Origin of the sequence: Thalassotalea litorea, from assembly GCF_043642205.1 — a bacterium.
GTDB classification, from domain to species: Bacteria; Pseudomonadota; Gammaproteobacteria; order Enterobacterales; family Alteromonadaceae; genus Thalassotalea_A; species Thalassotalea_A litorea.
On the sequence record NZ_JBHZSG010000019.1, the window covers coordinates 1 to 14,261 of the forward strand.

Here is a 14,261-nt window from a genome sequence, read left to right on the forward strand (position 1 = left end):
TATCAATGAAACCTATGTTGTAACTGAACCTCTGCCCTAACTCTGAGTTGTGCACAAACTTAATGTGATTGGTATAATAGAGCCCAAATATATCCAAGGAGTTGTTTTTGATGTTAAAAAATCCTCTGGCTCGAAAAATTTTGTGGTTACTCTTATGTTGTTCAATGCTGTCCGGATGCGCCAGCTTGGGATTAAACGTTGAGGAACCGGAAATTGAGGTGGTTGGCGTGCGCATGTTGCCCGTAAAAGGGTTCAGCCCCAAGGTTGAAATCACTCTGGAAATATTTAATCCCAATGATTTTGAATTGAATTTTTCGAAAGTCAGCTATGAATTGGTGGTAAATGGCGCTCCGCTGTTTAGAGGAAACCAATACCAAGTTCCACCATTAGAGCCTTTTGCCACTCAGACCATCACCTTGCAAGGGAAAGCTTCGCTGCTCAACGGTTTAAAAGTCATTAAACAACTGGCGGAAAAAACCAGTCCGTCCCTCGATTATGAGTTTAATGCCAGACTCGAATTTGCCAATTTACTACCAGATATCCCAATCAATAAATCTGGCACGTTCGATCCAGCTTCATGGTAATTAACTTAGTCGGTTGAATAAGGGTTCTGACGTTTCGTTAAATACACAGAAAGTATAATACTTGCCACAATACAGCCACCACCTATCAACAACCTCTGCACATTTACCTCTTCGCCAAACAGGGTAAACGCAAAGATTACCGCAAACGGCATGTAAGCATTATTCATGACGGCCAGTGTGGTATTGGATACTTTAGTGGCACCTTTGTTCCAACAATAAAACCCAAGCCCTGAAGAAATCACCCCAAGGTAAAGAATCACCCATAGCTGATCGGTTGCTAACGACATGCGCTGGACGTTGCCAAATAAGATGGTGTATAGAGCGGCGAGCATCGCCGCTCCCAGATACATCCACATTAAGTTAACGCCATCACTTTTTGTCGCAGTATTGTTCGTGCCCGGCACCGGCATGCAATATCGGACATATAACACCTGACCGCAGCCAAACGCAAGATTTGCAACCTGCAACAATAAAAAGCCAATCAAAAAATCATCGCCTTCGACCGATTGCGCCACCATGATAGCGGCACCGATGATCGACAGCAGAACAACCAGCGCATGGGGATAGTGAAAACGCTTTTCTAAAATTGCATTTAAGGTAAATACATAGATAGGGGTGAAAATGGTGAATACGGCAACCAAATACCCTGGTAGGTATTGGTAAGATTGTATGTATGCGATATACATAACCCCAAATTGTAAAGCGCCCAGCGCCATCAGTTTTACCGGAGAACGATCTCCTTTAAACCAAAACAATAAAGGCAAAAACGTGACAAAGCACAGACTCAAACGAAGCGTTGCAACATAACCAGGATCGATGCCGGCAAGCTGCCCTTTAATTAGCCCAAATGAAAATGCCCAAAGCAGAGAAACAAAAACCAAATAGCCCATATCGATTAAGATTTAATTTAGTGATAACAAATAAGATTGCTATTAGATGGAAACAGACTTAAAAAAGCAACTTAATTACAGCGAATCATGCTTAATCTTCACCGAAAAGCCCCATAAAAACGGTTAAAAAACACACGGATAAATACACGCACAAGCCTTATACCTTCAGTACACAGACCAGTTCTGACCAATAAAACCTTTTCACGTTTCCATAAAGATGGTTAAATAACTCCATGGTTTTCAAACGAAAACAATAATAAGGCCTATTTATGAGTACTAAGTCAGAATCTAAGCCAGAATCAAAGCCAGATTTAAAACCTGAAATAAACCAAGAGATAGACGAACAACTGCAGTTGCTCGCCGGTGATATATTTATTCAGCTTGAAGATAAGTTTTCCCACCTTGTAGAAAAACTCAATGCCAAAGCTGAAGAACAAAAAAACCAAGCGCTGCAAAATCAGAAAAAAGCGCTTGAAGAAAAGTTCACGGCGGTTCATGAGAAGTTGAGCCGTTCTAAGCATGATTCGGTTAATCTGAAGTTCAGTGAAATTGAACAGCTCAAGCATAAAATTGATCAATATGATGCGAAATATGCACAGCTGAAAGATCGTACTCAAAAAGCCGAAAACCAATTAAAAGCGAAATCCAGCAGCGAAGAAAAACTGCAAAAAGAGCTGCGTTTAATTCAGGAAAATCGCGAGTTATTGCAGAGCCAACTCGACCCGCTAAGTAAAGAAAAGAATGGCCTGAGTAAAGAGAATGTCAAACTGCAAACCCAGTTAGACAAAACCTCTTCACAACTTAAAGACCTCAAATCAGCCCATATTGTTGAAATTAAAAACCTGCAAGCGGAATTAAAATCACTAAAAGGTAATGAGAGTAAAAAGCTTACACAGCAAAAGGCTCTGAATGACGAATTAAAAGAGCTCAAATCGGCACTGGATGCTGCAGAAGAGCACAGTCATAAAGCCCAATCAGAATTAAACCGCTTAAGCGTCAACCACCAGAAAAAAGTGGATGACCTAATTAAGACTCACGAACAGCAATTGAGCGAGTTACACAGCTCAACGTCTGGCAAAATCGAACAGGTTGATTCGTTACAGGCGCAATTAAAAGCTCTACAAGCGAAAAATGCCGGCTTGGATAGTGATGTGAACAAGCTTAAACTCGAGCTTGAGAACAGTCAGGCGGCAGTGAAAAAACAACAAGCGACCATCGAAAAAGCAGAAAAATCTCAGGCCAAAGCGGTTGAGCAAGCGCAAAAGTCCTTATCAACAGAAGTTGCGCAATTGCAAAAGCAGTTAAACGCTAGTGAAGTCGCCTTGCAAAAAGCCAAGCTTTCGCAAGACAAAGAAAGTGCCAAGGTTGAACAGCAAAAACAACAAACTTCCGAACTTAAATCCGAGCTAGACAATGCTCAAAAAGAGTTTGCTAAGGTTTCAAAAGAGCTGCAAAAACAGCAGCAGATCCATGAAATTGCAATCGCTAATCAGAAAAAATCTTATGATGAACAAATGATTAGCATCAAAGCAGATAATGAAAACCTGGCCCAACAGCTTAAAGGTAACTTATCTTCTGAATCTAAACATATGAATATCATTGCCGATTTAGAAAAACAGTTACGTCAGCAAGAGAATAATTTTGAATCACAGATAAAGAAAAACAGCGTCGATTTAATCAAACAGCGTGAAGGTTACGAAGAGAATATCGCTTCCCTGCAAGCGGAACTCAATCAAAACAAATCGAAACTGGCGGATTTACAAGATTTAGAGCTGGCGCTTAAGCAAAACGAGCAAGAGAAGAAAAGCCTCTGGGTTCAAACCAGCACGTTAAAAGATAAAGTCAGCCAGAAAGAAGAAAAAATTACTGAACTGGAGTCAGAGTTCCGCAAGGTTAACGCCCAGCTTATGGCGGTTAAGCAAAAATCTGAAACCCAGTTAACACAGACAAAATCTGACCAACAGCAAATAATAGCTAACTTAAAATCAGAAACAGAAGCGTTGCTTACTGACAAAGTCAATGAAGTGCGTGAATTGCAGCTGCAATTGGAGAAAATCCAATCCGCCAATGACAAGAAACAAGAAAATACCGACGCCATTATCAACCAACTTAATCAAGATAAAAACGTCCTTGAAACTCGTTTGTTAGAAGCGCGCAATGAGAAGTCATCTGAAACCCAACAGCTTGAAACTCTGAAACAGCAACTTGCGGAAGAAAGAGAAAAGATTTCCGATTTCGTTCAGAAAAATGCGGAGATTAAAAACCGTCAGGAAGATAGTAATGCACAGATCCGCGAAACACTTAAACAGTTACGCGATGAAAATGCAGAGCTGCAGGCACGATTATCGGAAGACGTTACCCGTCTTGAAAATCAAGTCACCGAATACCGTTTGAAGTTTGAGTACGCACAAAAACAATTAGCTGTGACTAGTTAAATTTAATAAGACTGTGCGGCAAGGCTCTCACCTTGCCGCTGCAATCGACGTTATAGCCTTATTGGGCACATCATAGCAGACCGCTGGCTTATCGGTTAATAACCTCGGTGATCAGTGACTCCTGCTCATCAAAATCGTCCGCACTAATACCTAACTTGTTACAAATCGCCGGCATGATTTTTAAAATCGCTCGCTGGTTGTGTAGCATTTCGTTCATGTAAACATCCGGATGCAAGCGATAACGGTTTGCGCCCGTATTCTCTTCTTTCGCGGCATAGCCAATGTTTTCATGATTGTCGTAAATCAGGTTCAATAACTCAGCACGGAGCGGCACGCTGCGCTCAAACGCTCGCTTTTTAACCAGCTCCAGCCATTGCCGGTATTCATTTATTGTCTTGTGTTTAAAGTCATTAAACTCTGGCAACAAATGGGACTGGCGTGCACTTTTACTAAATGCTAAATCCAACAGACATGGTTCAATATTGCAGGCCTCTGTATCCATCAGGTCGAGATCCCAGTTCTCCAGGATTTCACTAATATAAGCGCTGTAAAAACCATAAAGATGGATAAGAGCTTTGAAGCTTTCAAAAATCAGCGAAACAATAGGATGAGAAGAAAACTCAAGAGGTAATTGCGTACCCTTTTGAGTAAAGTGCGAATAATTAATAGTCAGCGCCAAGGGGAATTCCTGAGGTAATTCCACCCCCATCTCCAGTAGGGTATGCAACACTTTCCAACAGAGGAAATCATCTTCAACCAGCGTCAATGGCTCAATGTAGTACCCCGTATCATTGTACTGAAGAGACAAAGATGCAAGAAACCGAACCATCTGATCCCACTGATCAGCTTGCTCCTTTCCGCCTGTCCAGACCACGATATCCGGATCTCGATGGCCAATTCCAGACAAGGATACTAAAAGCCTCTCCATTTCTTCGGAAAGATATTCACCATTTTTCCATTTGCTGATTTGTGCGCCCGACACGCCAATTTGTTTTGCCAGCTCTTTTTGGGTACAGCCTAAATTTGCCGTGACCAACTTTATTAGATTGCCGCCATTCATTTAACTACCTCTAAATACAATTAAGTAATGACTTGTAAAATTTCACTTAATTAATCACATTAGAAAAGTTAAGTAAACCGACAGATTAAAATCACTTAACATTCAAGTGATTTAGGTAGGAATTATCCATAAACTTTACCATTAAAGTTTGCTAAATTAATAAAATTCCCAACGTAAACAGCGGTTTTGTATTTTGGAATTTTTAAAAAAAGGTCTGGCAGCGCTGCGCACGGTAGCGGACAAAGCCACTGATGAAATCGCCGCCGGGCTTTCTTTGGTTCAGGAAAAAGTAAATGGCCTGCCAGTTTTTGTTTCTGCGGAAAAATCCGAAAATTATGGCGATCAGCAATTTGATGAAAAACATTATTTCGTGGTTCCGTTTAAACCTTCGGAATATCAATTTGCCCTGCACACCATGCGCTGTTTACCAAACGGCGTGCCAGAAATAAATAACCTGCCCAAACGCCGAGTATTTCATTTTCCCGATGAGCACGCTGAGGTTATGTCATACCAATCCCACTAAGTTTGTGCACAACTCAGAGTTAGGGCCGAGGTTCAGTTGCAACATAGATTTTATTGATATAGTCATTCTATATTAATGAAATATAGGGCAGTAAATGGGCCTCTCACTAACTCCCTACGGGTGAGTTTTAAAGGCGTTTGTGCTGCATTACTGATTTTGGCTAATTTTGAGATAATGGAACAACCATTCTCTGCAATCAAAGCCTTGTCTAAAAGCCTTTAAATTCTCACTGAGTGAGCAATAATTTAATGGGATTGATATTAAACCTATATGGCTCAATCGGCACAAGAGATAGTCAGTGCCCGAAACGCGAATGAGGCAAATAGTCTGGAAGCTCTGGCCGATGAAATTGATGCTTTAGATAAAAAACTCACCTACGGCATGTTGCTCGTTGGCGGCCTCGCAGCCATATTCAATCCACTGATTGGCGCCGGCATTGCAGCTAAAGCGCTGTTACCTGGCATAGGAACATTACTTAATAAATATGGGCTGCGGGCAACCGGAGAAAAGCTCAATGAATATCAATTAAAGCAAAAAATTAAAGAAGCTCAGGATAATGTCGTTCAAGAATTTTCTGATGCTAACACCTTGAAGATCATCAACCCTATTCTCGCGCAATTAGCGCGAGCAATTCGCGCTGATGAAGGGGAATATGATCCCCTATTGGAAGCGGATTTAATCGATAGTCAGATAAAAGACTTAAAAGGCGAACGCTGGCGCGAGCTAACCCAAACCGCTATTTGCCATGTTTATAAAGAGGTTTATGAAAAACCCTCGCTGCACAAACAGGCGGGCCTGGGCCCTGAAGACATTCGCTGGCTGAAAGTCTTATTCGATGCCAAGCCTGACACCTAAGAATTGCCAACAATTAATCGCGTTCATAATGACATTCGTAAACACTTTTCTAGTTTGGATTCCAGTTAAGCGACATACTTACCTTGCCCTTTGAGAGATTGTAACAATGAAAACTTTAAATTATTCGGATTTACCTTTAGGCGGATTTGCCGGGCTTAAAGAAAAACGCATGGTAACCGATGAACGAATCTTTGGCCCACATAAGCATCCAAAAGCATTTAATGGACTAGGTAATTTCGTTTATCTGGCCGATGCTAATTTTCTACCTCATGGTGAAACCGGTATGCATCCACACCGGGAAATTGATGTCATTTCAGTGATGGTTGAAGGTCGTATCTCCCATGCGGGTTCATTGGAGCATGGACAGAGCATTGAAACTGGCTATTCTCAGGTGCAAAGAGCCGGTGGCGAAGGTTTTGCCCACAATGAAATCAACCCGGATAGCAGCGAAAACCAGATGATTCAGCTTTGGGTATTGCCGGACAACCCAGGTGAGCCTGCAGGTTATCAGGTGTTTGAACCTGAAACAGGTAAGTTGCAACACATCTATGGTGGTTCAGTATCTCAAACTGAGCGCTTTTACAGTAAAACATCAATCGCAGTTGCTAACCTGCAAGCAGATCAGTCGATTTCTCATCCGGGTGAAGCTATGGCCTATTTAAGTAAAGGCTATGGCACCTTAAATGGTGAAAGTGTCGAACGTCGCACTCTGTTTCGCGTTGACAATGCCATTGAATTTACCGCCAGCGAAGATGCGCAGTTAATCGTTATCTATCCAACTCAAATAGCTGGCGAATAACCATTGTGTACATCAAAGCCCAGATCAAAACTCGCATCAGCAAAGCAACCGGTAAATAACAGGCATATGATTGCCCTGCTTACCTTTATCGGCTTATTGCCTTTGGTTTATTACATTCCACCATTTATCGCTGACAATATCACCGGCAACCACTTGCTAGTGACCGTGTTGGCGGTGGCCATCATAGTACCGATTATCAGCTATGTCTGATTGCCGCTGGTAATACGTTGCATCATCACAAATCGATAACCTAACCAGTTACTTACATGCTTTTGGCCTGCCGAATCGAACCAATAGCATTCACGGATTAATTCCCGTAAGCTAGGTGAATAACAATAATTACAGGATGTAATTGATGAGCAACGAAATATCAGCGCTAAAAGGCGAATTATTGTTGATTCGAGAGCAATTGAATCAACAACTCGATAGCATTGAAAGTCGCCTCGATAGCCTGACAAATAAGAGTCAAGAGGACGTTACGCCCAAGGAGGAGAAGCCTCAGCCTACTCCGGTGAAACCTGAACTCACGCCATCACAAACTACAACCAATTTCACCGTTGCTGCGGATAAATTAGAACAGCCAAACATTCAACAAACCATTAAACCTGTGCCTGCAGCACCTTCTTTTTTTGCCACAATATTACAAAGCTTACTTTCGGTTTTGTTTGACTGGTTTGCACCTGTGCGCAATATATATCGCTCCTATCAGCAACGGGGAATGTTAGGGATTTTCATCCTGACAGTACTTGGTATTGTATTGACGCTATCCGGTTTTGGTTATCTGATGCAATTGGTAATCGACCAAATGGGGGCAGGCACAAAATCCTTGTTGATGGCGTCAGCCGCCGCTGGGGTAATCGCTATAGGTATCGGATTAAAACGCAAAACGTCTTTCGATGAATTCGCCTCAGCGATTATCGCCTTGGGTGTTCTTCTTTGTTACAGCACCGTTTATTTTGCCGGCAGTGTTTACGAGTTGCTCCCTCAGTTTACCGTGTTGATGTTATATCTTGGGGTAGCCTTGTTATGTCATTTTCTGGCTTACCTATTTGATACCAAAATTGTCGCCGCTATGGGAATTATCGGCATCGCCACCATGCCGATTCTGTCTAACAGTGTGCAAATGGATAGCAGCTACTATTTTGCCTCATTGATGTTTATCAGCATTAGTAGTCTGGTTTTAGCTTACCGAATCGTCGGCCAATGGCTGGCTCACCTGACGCTGGCATTTGTGGTCGCCTCTGTCGAGTGGTTAATAGGCCTGGAGTCATTATCCATATCCGTATGGTTTATCAGTATTTTCTATCTGATGTTTTATGCCTATACCTTTCTCAGCCTATTAAAAGATAAGGCATCACCACGGAAAAATCTCACGTTTTTAGCGGCGGTATTTGGTTCCACCATATTGCTGTTCTTACAAACTACAGATATTTCATCCTGGCAGGTTACGGCATTGTTTATTATCAATGGCCTGATTGCCCTTTGCTCAAGTGTGCTGTTTTATAAAGTATATCGAACCATCGCGCCTTTTTATGGGCTGCTTGCCGCCGCGTGGACTGTATTTGCCATCATCAGCATGTTTAGTCAGGCCTACTGGGGAATTGGCTGGGCTGTGGAAGGTTTGTTATTGCTATATCTTGGGCGCAGATACCAGCTGCCAGCGACATGCCATCAAGGCCAGGTTTTAACCGCTGTTTCCATTTTATTCTGTGGAGCTGCCATTGCCCCTTATTTCCCTATCCCTGCTTTAGAAACGATTGATGGTTGGAGTCTATCTTTGGTGATGCTTTTAGCGCTCAGTGGCTGGAGACTTTTACTAAAAACTAACGAGAATTTTGGGAAACTAACCAAAGAATATGTCCAGCCGATGGTGCAATTGTTTGAGATGATCTGGTTGTCTGTTTTAGCAATTAGCACATCGCATTTGGTAATCGCAAGCTGGACCGGGGCGGTTGTTCTGGTTTTACAATTAGCGCTGCTATTCAGAGCCAGACGCATCAACCATCATGGTATCGAATTGTTTGCTGCAGCACTGATCCTTGTGCCGCTGTATTACGCTTATCAGGGAAGCTTGCTAGTAGATAGTTTTCGCTTCACGATGCTGCCTTGGTTCGCAAAGATATCGCTTATTTCCGTATTCATTCAACTCTGGCTGTGGTCTGCCTTCTATCGAAAATTTCAGCCAGAGAGTAGCTGCAGAGAACTTGCTGAACAAGCAAGAATTCTGTTCTATTTACTGATCCCGGTATGTTGGTTAGGTACGGCAATTCGTCGTTTGGAATTTGACGTTCTCACGGTCATTTGGCTCTCGCCATTGATTGCGTATTTTATTTGTAAGTACGTTAAACATGACTTGATAATCAAAGAAACAAAGATTCTAACGGTTGCAGCAAGCCTTGCTCTCGCCGTGGGAATTGGCTTTATGAATCCGCTATTAAGCCCAATTGCACTGCTCGGTTTCATCGGCTTTTGTAGTTTAGCCTGGTACTTCAACCAGCGAGCTTCATCGAATCTAAATGGATTCATTTTGCTCAGCGGCATTATTTCGATGGGATTCGCATTACCTAATCTCATTGCATCAGTAACCGATAATTCATTAACGGCCATTATTTCAGCAGCGATATACTGGGCGGTTTGCTTAAACTTAAGTCAAAAATCCGAATACCTTCGCTCTATCAACAAATTAACTTTGGCAATCAATTTAGCGTTAATGGTTTATGCCTGGACATTAATTGACTCAAATCCGTTGTACGCAATCGTACCTGCATTGCTCTTAACCAGTATCCTGTATCGCCGGACAGACCGATTTGATGCATCCGACATCGGTAGTTATTTGAAAGGCAGGTTAACAGTTCCACTTCACTTGATAACCGTCATCACTTACGTTTTAGTGTTATCAGCGATTACCGAATTTCGCGCTGATTTACTCATCGCACCGGCAATGGCTATCCATGGAGCAGCTATATTGTTTTTGCAAGCCCGAACACCCTCGACGATAAAATACAGTTTCCTTCTGATATTTTTGGGGATTGCAAAACTGTCTTTAATTGACGCGGCCAACGCCCTGCTCTGGCAAAAAGTCATTCTGTTTATGGGTGTCGGCATCTTCATTCTTGCAGCCTCTTTCTGGTACCAAAAAACAATAAGAACAATAAGGAGTACTTAGCATGTTACACGCCGCATTAGCCGGATTTATTCTGATATTTATCTATAAATTTCTGGACAAAAAACATCTTCAATCGGAAGAGCTTCATGTGGAAGTAGACTGGTGGCTGGCATTTGCAGTTATCTTCGCATCATCCATGGCGATCGCCGTCTTTAACATCGGAATCACCTCAATGCAGTTACCAGAAATCACTGCATTTGCAGGATATATTCTGTATCTGGTTATCCCATTCGCCATTTTAAAGCTAATGCTAGATTACGGCGCGAAAAAGGCGATAACCTACGCCATTTGGGTGCCTTTTGTTGCAATTGTTGCCGAAATTCCATTTGCAATCATTCAGGTTACTACCACTTCGGCTACATAATCTTTCAGAAATGATATTTTGAGTTAACCGCGAAAAACCCTTTCGCGGTTAATATTCGAATACATTAATTTTTATTCAGCTGGATTTGATGGGATTCGGACCAGACTCTAAGCTGTTCCAGAATATCTAACGCAGAACGACCAAATTCGGTTAATTCATAAGTAACCGCGATCGGCCTTTCACTGAGCACCTTACGAACAATCATGCCTTCTTGTTCCAGCTCTTTTAATCGCTGATCGACCATTTTCTTGCTGGCACCACCTAGCATCCTGGCCAAATCATTGAAACGCACCGGCTCATCCTTAAGGTGATAAATAATTGAGCCCTTCCATTTACCGCCAATTAAGCGCATACCCTTTTCAATCGCACATGGCTCAAGACACGCATTCTTGACGGTTTTCTGCCCTTTGCTGTTGGTCTCTACTACACTTTGCAATGAATTTTCCTCGCTCGTAAAACCTTAAAAATACCAGGTTACTAAAAGTTAACTGGTTGATATGTGCGATAAGGTTACTAAAATAAACCATGATTTGAAAGCAATTATTATTATCGAGGAAGAATATCCATGAGTAATGTTTTGATCATTAACGGACATCAATACTATCCATTTGCCGAAGGTCGGTTAAATGCAACCTTGGTCGATAAAGCCGTGGAGGTATTAACCAGTAAAGGACATGACACCCGCGTTGTCACCATGTCAGAAGACGTTGATGTTGAAAAGGAGTTGGAAAACCATCAATGGGCAGACGCTATTCTGTTTCAAACGCCGGTTAACTGGATGCACGTAACCTGGTCATTTAAAAAATATATGGATCTTGTTTACACCGCGGGTATGGGCGGCGCACTTTGTAACGGCGATGGCCGTACATCCGATGCACCCAAAAAGAACTATGGCAAAGGCGGCACCATGACCGGCAAGCAATACATGATTTCGTTGACGTTCAATGCACCTGAAGAAGCCTTCAATGATGAAAACGACTTTTTTGAAGGTAAATCAATCGACGATTTAATGTTTCCAATGCATATGAATTTTAAGTTTTTCGATATGACGCCATTACCATCTTTCGCCGCATACGATGTGATGAAAAATGCCGATGTAGAAAATGATCTGAAACGCTTTGAAGCCCATATTAATGCTAACTTCTGAGGAAAAGACTATGGCATCTGAATATACCCAAAAGTTACACCCTGGTAGCACCTTTCCCGAGATCACCGTATCTATTCGTGGCGGTGGTTCTAAAACTCTAGGCAAACCTGAAAACGGTCACGACTGGCAACTTGTCGTGGTTTATCGCGGCAGGCATTGTCCGTTATGTACCAAATATCTTAATCAGTTACAGACCTTTAAAGAGGATTTGGCGAAAACCGGTGTTGATTTAATTGCCGTTTCGGGTGACAGCGAAGCGCAACTTCGTGAACATATGTCGCGACTGGAAGTAGACTTTCCACTGGGCTTCGGTCTGAGTATCGAGCAGATGAAAACTCTGGGCACCTACATCTCCGATCCCCGCTCCGAGCAAGAGACTGACCACCCATTTGCAGAGCCCGCACTTTATGTTGTTAATGAAGAAGGCACAATTCAGGTAATCGATATTTCCAACAACCCGTTCGTGCGTCCTGAACTTCAGGCTCTGGTTAATGGCCTTGCCTGGATCCGTAATCCAGACAACAACTACCCGATTCGAGGTATGCATAAATAATATGGCGACACTACAAATCGATATCATTTCCGATGTGGTATGCCCCTGGTGCGTGATTGGCTACGGTAGATTGAAGCGAGCGATTGCCGAACTTCAACCTGCGGTAGACCTATCCGTTACCTGGCACCCGTTCGAATTAAACCCGGATATGCCAGAGACAGGTGAAAACCTGCGCGAGCATGTAGCGAAAAAATATGGCGCAAAACTTGAGGATAGTATTAAAGCCAGAGCGATGTTAACCGAGCACGGCAAAGACGTGGGATTCAATTTCAACTATTTTGATGAGATGAAGATGCTCAACACGTTTAACTGCCATCAATTATTACATTGGGCAAAAGATTCTGGACTTCAGAACGCGCTCTCGGAAGCCTTATTTGAACATTTCTTTTCCAATCGAGGTGACTTTTCCCACGGCGCTCTGCTTGAGGTTGTTAAATCGGTCGGTTTAGATATAGAAGAAGCGAAATCCGTTCTTGAAACGAACCGCTTCGAGGCAGATATTAGAGCCATCGAACAACAGTGGCATCAACAAGGTATTCACAGCGTGCCTTTATTTATTTTCAATAATAAAAAAGCCCTGTCCGGTGCTCATGAGATAGATACGTTTAAACAATTATTGTCTGAACTAATCTAAGCACTATCGGCATTCGCGACTATGCAACCTGTCCGGCGGCCCAACCGCTGGCCCACGCCCATTGGAAGTTATAGCCTCCCAACCAACCGGTGACTTCGGTAACTTCACCGATAAAATAAAGCCCTGGTGCTTTTTTCGCTTCCAGGGTTTTCGACGATAATTCGTCACTGTCCACGCCACCTAAAGTGACTTCGGCCGTACGATAGCCTTCGGTGCCATTGGGTTTGATTTGCCACTGGTGGAAATAATTATGGATATCCTGATATTCCTGATGGGTCAATTGGTTGAGGTTTTTCTGTGGGATCTCGCTAGCAGCATCTAATTTTTCAATCAAACGCTTAGGCAACAATTGTATCAGGGCATTTTTTAAACTGCGTTGGGGGTGCTTTTCTCGGATCGCCTGCAGCGTTTCCTGTAACGACATGTCCGGCAATAAATTAATGCTAACCCATTGCCCTGCCTGCCAATAAGAGGAGATCTGTAATATCGCTGGTCCCGATAAGCCGCGATGCGTAAACAGGATATTTTCCCGAAACATCTGGCCAGACTCACTGCTCACTTCACAATCCACACTAATCCCGGACAAACCATCAAATCGGGATTTATCCTGATCATGCAGGGTAAATGGCACTAGAGCGGCGCAGGTTGGCAATACCCGGAGCCCAAATTGCTCAGCAATTTTATAACCGATAGGACTGGCACCCAGTTTTGGCATGGTTAAACCGCCAGAGGCAATCACTAAAGACTCACATTGGTAGTCATCACCTGAAGTTGTTACCTGATAGCCTTTGCCCTCCTGTAGCGCTTCGACTTTCAGCACTTCCGATTGCATTTGGATGGTGACGCCGGCCCAATCGCACTCGGTTTTCAGCATATCGACAATATCGTGAGCAGAGTTATCGCAAAATAACTGTCCAAGGGTTTTATGGTGGTACTCAATACCATGACGTTCCACCATATCGATGAAATCGTATTGGGTATAGCGGCTCAGTGCCGATTTTACAAAGTGCGGATTATGACAAAGGAAGTTTTCCGGGCTAGCATTTTGATTGGTGAAATTACAGCGACCGCCACCGGAGATGATGATCTTGCGGCCGGGCTTTTTGCCCATATCAACCACGGTAACGCTGCGACCCCGATAGCCAGCATTTAATGCGCACATTAATCCTGCGGCACCAGCGCCGATCACTAATACATCAACCTTTTGCGTGGTCAAACTAACCTCGTAACTTTACTCAGACGGATACAAAA

Annotated in this window: 14 protein-coding genes and 1 pseudogene; 11 read left to right on the top strand and 4 right to left on the bottom strand. The window is 42.9% G+C overall.

Features of this window, described 5'->3' with window-relative positions; translation table 11 throughout:
• Positions 1-110 precede the first annotated feature (110 nt).
• Complete coding sequence (locus tag ACHUFQ_RS10030) at positions 111-584, top strand: LEA type 2 family protein (protein WP_394175194.1); 474 nt, start codon at positions 111-113, stop codon at positions 582-584.
• A 5-nt stretch (positions 585-589) separates the two neighbouring features.
• On the opposite strand, the gene ACHUFQ_RS10035 is transcribed toward ACHUFQ_RS10030, so the two are convergent.
• Positions 590-1,474, bottom strand: a complete 885-nt coding sequence (locus ACHUFQ_RS10035) for an EamA family transporter (protein WP_394175195.1) — start codon at positions 1,472-1,474, stop codon at positions 590-592.
• Positions 1,475-1,743: 269 nt separating this feature from the next.
• Between ACHUFQ_RS10035 and ACHUFQ_RS10040 the strand changes: the two genes are divergently transcribed.
• Positions 1,744-3,909 (top strand): coiled-coil domain-containing protein, encoded by a 2,166-nt coding sequence (locus ACHUFQ_RS10040; RefSeq protein ID WP_394175197.1) that lies wholly within the window; start codon positions 1,744-1,746, stop codon positions 3,907-3,909.
• Between the two features lie 88 nt (positions 3,910-3,997).
• On the opposite strand, the gene ACHUFQ_RS10045 is transcribed toward ACHUFQ_RS10040, so the two are convergent.
• Positions 3,998-4,969 carry a helix-turn-helix transcriptional regulator gene (locus ACHUFQ_RS10045; RefSeq protein WP_394175199.1) on the bottom strand — a complete coding sequence of 324 codons (972 nt, stop codon included), beginning with the start codon at positions 4,967-4,969 and terminating at the stop codon, positions 3,998-4,000.
• Between the two features lie 193 nt (positions 4,970-5,162).
• Here ACHUFQ_RS10045 and ACHUFQ_RS10050 point away from each other — a divergent pair, with 193 nt between their 5' ends.
• The 6 genes and pseudogenes from ACHUFQ_RS10050 to ACHUFQ_RS10075 all read left to right on the top strand — a co-directional run bounded on the left by ACHUFQ_RS10050 (position 5,163) and on the right by ACHUFQ_RS10075 (position 10,676).
• Positions 5,163-5,492, top strand: coding sequence for a hypothetical protein (locus ACHUFQ_RS10050; protein WP_394175201.1), 330 nt, complete (start codon positions 5,163-5,165; stop codon positions 5,490-5,492).
• 270 nt (positions 5,493-5,762) lie between these two features.
• Complete coding sequence (locus ACHUFQ_RS10055) at positions 5,763-6,347, top strand: DUF1269 domain-containing protein (protein ID WP_394175203.1); 585 nt, start codon at positions 5,763-5,765, stop codon at positions 6,345-6,347.
• Between the two features lie 106 nt (positions 6,348-6,453).
• Positions 6,454-7,146, top strand: a complete 693-nt coding sequence (locus ACHUFQ_RS10060; protein WP_394175205.1) for a pirin family protein — start codon at positions 6,454-6,456, stop codon at positions 7,144-7,146.
• A 3-nt stretch (positions 7,147-7,149) separates the two neighbouring features.
• On the top strand, positions 7,150-7,356 hold the full coding sequence (locus tag ACHUFQ_RS10065; RefSeq protein ID WP_394175207.1) for a hypothetical protein: 207 nt from the start codon (positions 7,150-7,152) through the stop codon (positions 7,354-7,356).
• Between the two features lie 508 nt (positions 7,357-7,864).
• Positions 7,865-9,628: pseudogene (locus ACHUFQ_RS10070) on the top strand (DUF2339 domain-containing protein); the annotation flags it as partial.
• Positions 9,629-10,313: 685 nt separating this feature from the next.
• Positions 10,314-10,676, top strand: coding sequence for a hypothetical protein (locus ACHUFQ_RS10075; RefSeq protein ID WP_394175209.1), 363 nt, complete (start codon positions 10,314-10,316; stop codon positions 10,674-10,676).
• A 64-nt stretch (positions 10,677-10,740) separates the two neighbouring features.
• On the opposite strand, the gene ACHUFQ_RS10080 is transcribed toward ACHUFQ_RS10075, so the two are convergent.
• Positions 10,741-11,112, bottom strand: a complete 372-nt coding sequence (locus ACHUFQ_RS10080; protein ID WP_394175211.1) for a winged helix-turn-helix transcriptional regulator — start codon at positions 11,110-11,112, stop codon at positions 10,741-10,743.
• A gap of 129 nt (positions 11,113-11,241) precedes the next feature.
• Here ACHUFQ_RS10080 and ACHUFQ_RS10085 point away from each other — a divergent pair, with 129 nt between their 5' ends.
• The 3 genes from ACHUFQ_RS10085 to ACHUFQ_RS10095 are packed head-to-tail and all read left to right on the top strand — an operon-like array spanning position 11,242 to position 13,010.
• Complete coding sequence (locus ACHUFQ_RS10085; RefSeq protein WP_394175213.1) at positions 11,242-11,823, top strand: NAD(P)H-dependent oxidoreductase; 582 nt, start codon at positions 11,242-11,244, stop codon at positions 11,821-11,823.
• A gap of 10 nt (positions 11,824-11,833) precedes the next feature.
• Entirely contained in the window at positions 11,834-12,376 is a 543-nt protein-coding gene (locus tag ACHUFQ_RS10090; protein ID WP_394175214.1) for a redoxin domain-containing protein, read from the top strand.
• 1 nt (position 12,377) lies between these two features.
• Positions 12,378-13,010: a DsbA family oxidoreductase gene (locus tag ACHUFQ_RS10095; RefSeq protein ID WP_394175216.1), complete on the top strand. Its 633-nt coding sequence runs from the start codon at positions 12,378-12,380 to the stop codon at positions 13,008-13,010.
• A gap of 19 nt (positions 13,011-13,029) precedes the next feature.
• On the opposite strand, the gene ACHUFQ_RS10100 is transcribed toward ACHUFQ_RS10095, so the two are convergent.
• Positions 13,030-14,226, bottom strand: coding sequence for a BaiN/RdsA family NAD(P)/FAD-dependent oxidoreductase (locus tag ACHUFQ_RS10100; RefSeq protein WP_394175218.1), 1,197 nt, complete (start codon positions 14,224-14,226; stop codon positions 13,030-13,032).
• Positions 14,227-14,261 lie beyond the last annotated feature (35 nt).

Excerpts from the sequence above, each read along its gene's own strand:
- ACHUFQ_RS10045 (WP_394175199.1), bottom strand. The coding sequence starts at position 4,969 with ATGAATGGCGGCAATCTAATAAAGTTGGTCACGGCAAATTTAGGCTGT.
- ACHUFQ_RS10040 (WP_394175197.1), top strand. The coding sequence starts at position 1,744 with ATGAGTACTAAGTCAGAATCTAAGCCAGAATCAAAGCCAGATTTAAAA.
- ACHUFQ_RS10095 (WP_394175216.1), top strand. The coding sequence starts at position 12,378 with ATGGCGACACTACAAATCGATATCATTTCCGATGTGGTATGCCCCTGG.
- ACHUFQ_RS10060 (WP_394175205.1), top strand. The coding sequence starts at position 6,454 with ATGAAAACTTTAAATTATTCGGATTTACCTTTAGGCGGATTTGCCGGG.
- ACHUFQ_RS10035 (WP_394175195.1), bottom strand. The coding sequence starts at position 1,474 with ATGGGCTATTTGGTTTTTGTTTCTCTGCTTTGGGCATTTTCATTTGGG.
- ACHUFQ_RS10090 (WP_394175214.1), top strand. The coding sequence starts at position 11,834 with ATGGCATCTGAATATACCCAAAAGTTACACCCTGGTAGCACCTTTCCC.
- ACHUFQ_RS10030 (WP_394175194.1), top strand. The coding sequence starts at position 111 with ATGTTAAAAAATCCTCTGGCTCGAAAAATTTTGTGGTTACTCTTATGT.
- ACHUFQ_RS10055 (WP_394175203.1), top strand. The coding sequence starts at position 5,763 with ATGGCTCAATCGGCACAAGAGATAGTCAGTGCCCGAAACGCGAATGAG.
- ACHUFQ_RS10085 (WP_394175213.1), top strand. The coding sequence starts at position 11,242 with ATGAGTAATGTTTTGATCATTAACGGACATCAATACTATCCATTTGCC.
- ACHUFQ_RS10075 (WP_394175209.1), top strand. The coding sequence starts at position 10,314 with ATGTTACACGCCGCATTAGCCGGATTTATTCTGATATTTATCTATAAA.